This is a genomic window from Micromonospora sp. (genome assembly GCF_048594385.1).
Classification (GTDB): Bacteria; Actinomycetota; Actinomycetes; order Mycobacteriales; family Micromonosporaceae; genus Micromonospora; species Micromonospora wenchangensis.
Window position 1 is genome coordinate 1 of record NZ_JBMDWU010000509.1, and the last position, 2,558, is coordinate 2,558.

Genomic DNA, 2,558 nt, shown 5'->3' on the forward strand with positions numbered 1-2,558 from the left:
GTGCCGCGCTCGCGCCGTTGCCCGTCGGTGGCCGGCCGGCCACCGCCCGCCGGCACCTCGTCGTCCAGCCGCAGGGTCAACGAGATCCGCTTGCGCGGCACGTCGACGTCGAGCACCTTGACCCGGACCACGTCACCGGACTTCACCACGTCGCGCGGGTCCTTGACGAAGGTGTGCGACATCGCCGAGACGTGCACCAGGCCGTCCTGGTGCACGCCCACGTCGACGAACGCGCCGAACGCGGCCACGTTGGTGACCACGCCCTCCAGCAGCATCCCGGGGGTGAGGTCGCCGATCTTCTCCACCCCCTCGACGAAGGTGGCGGTGCGGAACTCCGGTCGCGGGTCCCGGCCGGGCTTCTCCAGCTCGGCGAGGATGTCGGTGACGGTGGGCAGGCCGAAGGTGTCGTCGACGAAGTCGGTGGCCCGCAGGCCGCGCAGGAGGGCCGACTTCCCGATCAGCGAGCGCAGGTCCTGCCCGGTGCTGGCCAGGATGCGACGCACCACCGGGTATGCCTCCGGGTGCACGCTGGACGAGTCGAGCGGGTCGTCGCCGCCGGGGATGCGTAGGAAGCCGGCGCACTGCTCGAACGCCTTCGGCCCGAGCCGGGCCACCTTCTTCAGCTCGGCGCGGGTGCGGAACGGACCGTTGGCGTCCCGGTGCAGCACGATGTTCTCGGCCAGGCCCGCACCGATGCCGGAGACCCGGGTCAGCAGCGGGGCGGAGGCGGTGTTGACGTCCACCCCGACGCCGTTGACGCAGTCCTCCACCACCGCGTCCAGCGAGCGGGACAGCTTCACCTCGGACAGGTCGTGCTGGTACTGGCCGACGCCGATCGAGCGCGGGTCGATCTTGACCAGCTCGGCCAGCGGGTCCTGGAGCCGGCGGGCGATGGAGACCGCCCCGCGCAGCGACACGTCCAACGTGGGCAGTTCCTGCGAGGCGTACGCGGAGGCGGAGTAGACCGACGCGCCGGCCTCGGAGACCATCACCTTGGTCAGACCGAGCTGCGGATACCGCTTGATCAGGTCGGCGGCGAGCTTGTCGGTCTCCCGGCTGGCGGTGCCGTTGCCGATCGCGACCAGCTCCACCCGGTGTGCCCCGGCCAGCCGGGCCAGCGTCTCGATCGAGGCGTCCCACTGCCGACGTGGCTCGTGCGGGTAGATCGTGTCGGTGGCGACCACCTTGCCGGTGGCGTCGACCACCGCCACCTTCACCCCGGTCCGCAGACCCGGGTCGAGACCCATCGTGGCGCGGCTGCCGGCCGGGGCGGCGAGCAGCAGGTCGCGCAGGTTGGTGGCGAAGACCCGGACCGCCTCCTCCTCGGCCGCCTGCCACAACCGCATCCGCAGGTCGGCCCCGAGGTGGATCAGGATCCGGGTACGCCACGCCCAGCGCACCGTGTCGGCCAGCCACCGGTCGGCGGGCCGGCCCGCGTCGCTGATGCCGAACCGGCCGGCGATGGCCGCCTCGTAGCGGGTCGGGCCGGTGGGCGGGGCGTCCGGGTCCTCCTCGGCGTCGGGGGCCATGGTGAGGTCGAGCACGCCCTCCTTCTCGCCCCGGAACATCGCCAGGATGCGGTGCGAGGGCAGCTTCGGGTACGGCTCGGCGAAGTCGAAGTAGTCGGCGAACTTCGCGCCGGTGTCCTGCTGCCCGTCGCGTACCCGGGCGACCAGCCGGCCCCGCGACCACATCTGCTCGCGCAGGGCGCCGATCAGGTCGGCGTCCTCGGCGAACCGCTCGATGAGGATGGCCCGCGCGCCCTCCAGCGCGGCGGCGGCGTCGGCCACCCCGCGCCCGGCGTCGACGAACCCGGCGGCCGTCTCCTTCGGGTCCCGGGTCGGGTCGCCGAGCAGCGTCTCGGCCAGCGGCTCCAGCCCGGCCTCCCGGGCGATCTGCGCCCGGGTCCGCCGCTTGGGCTTGTAGGGCAGGTAGATGTCCTCCAGCCGGGATTTCGAGTCGGCCGCCATGATCTGCGCTTCCAGCGCCTCGTCCAGCTTGCCCTGGCTGCGGATCGACTCCAGCACCGCGGCCCGCCGCTCGTCCAGCTCCCGCAGGTAGCGCAGCCGCTCCTCGAGGGTGCGCAGCTGGGCGTCGTCGAGCAGGCCGGTGGCCTCCTTGCGGTAACGGGCGATGAACGGCACGGTCGCGCCGCCGTCGAGCAGCTCCACGGCCGCGCGCACCTGGCGCTCGGCGACGCCGAGCTCGTCGGCGATCCGCTGATGGACTGACTGGGTCACGATGTTGATCCGCCTTCGTTTCGGGTTCCCTGCTGCATTGTGCCGCCCACCCCCGACGCGGTGTGCCACCCCCGCCGGTGACCCGGTGCGGGACGCGGCAGCCGGCGGATCGCGCGTTCCAGCGCGGCCCAGACGGGCAGCCGGCCCAGCCGTGCGACCAGCGCCGCCAGCGGCTCCCACCCCCATTCCTCGAACAGCAGGACCGGCACCAGCAGCAGCGCCACCAGGCCGCGGAACAGGCGGCGCGGCCAGGAACGGCGCGACGGGGCGGACGGTGGGGATGCAGGCATGGGAGGTGCAGATTGTGCGGCGGCCGGG

General features: G+C 73.3%; 2 protein-coding genes. Both read right to left on the minus strand.

What is annotated here, in order from left to right:
- On the minus strand, positions 1 to 2,240 hold a 2,240-nt coding region (locus ACOJTC_RS27240), incomplete at its 3' end, for a Tex family protein (RefSeq protein WP_420119025.1).
- Positions 2,237 to 2,558: hypothetical protein (locus ACOJTC_RS27245; protein WP_420119026.1), on the minus strand; the 322-nt coding region annotated here is incomplete at its 5' end. The genes ACOJTC_RS27240 and ACOJTC_RS27245, both read right to left, overlap by 4 nt.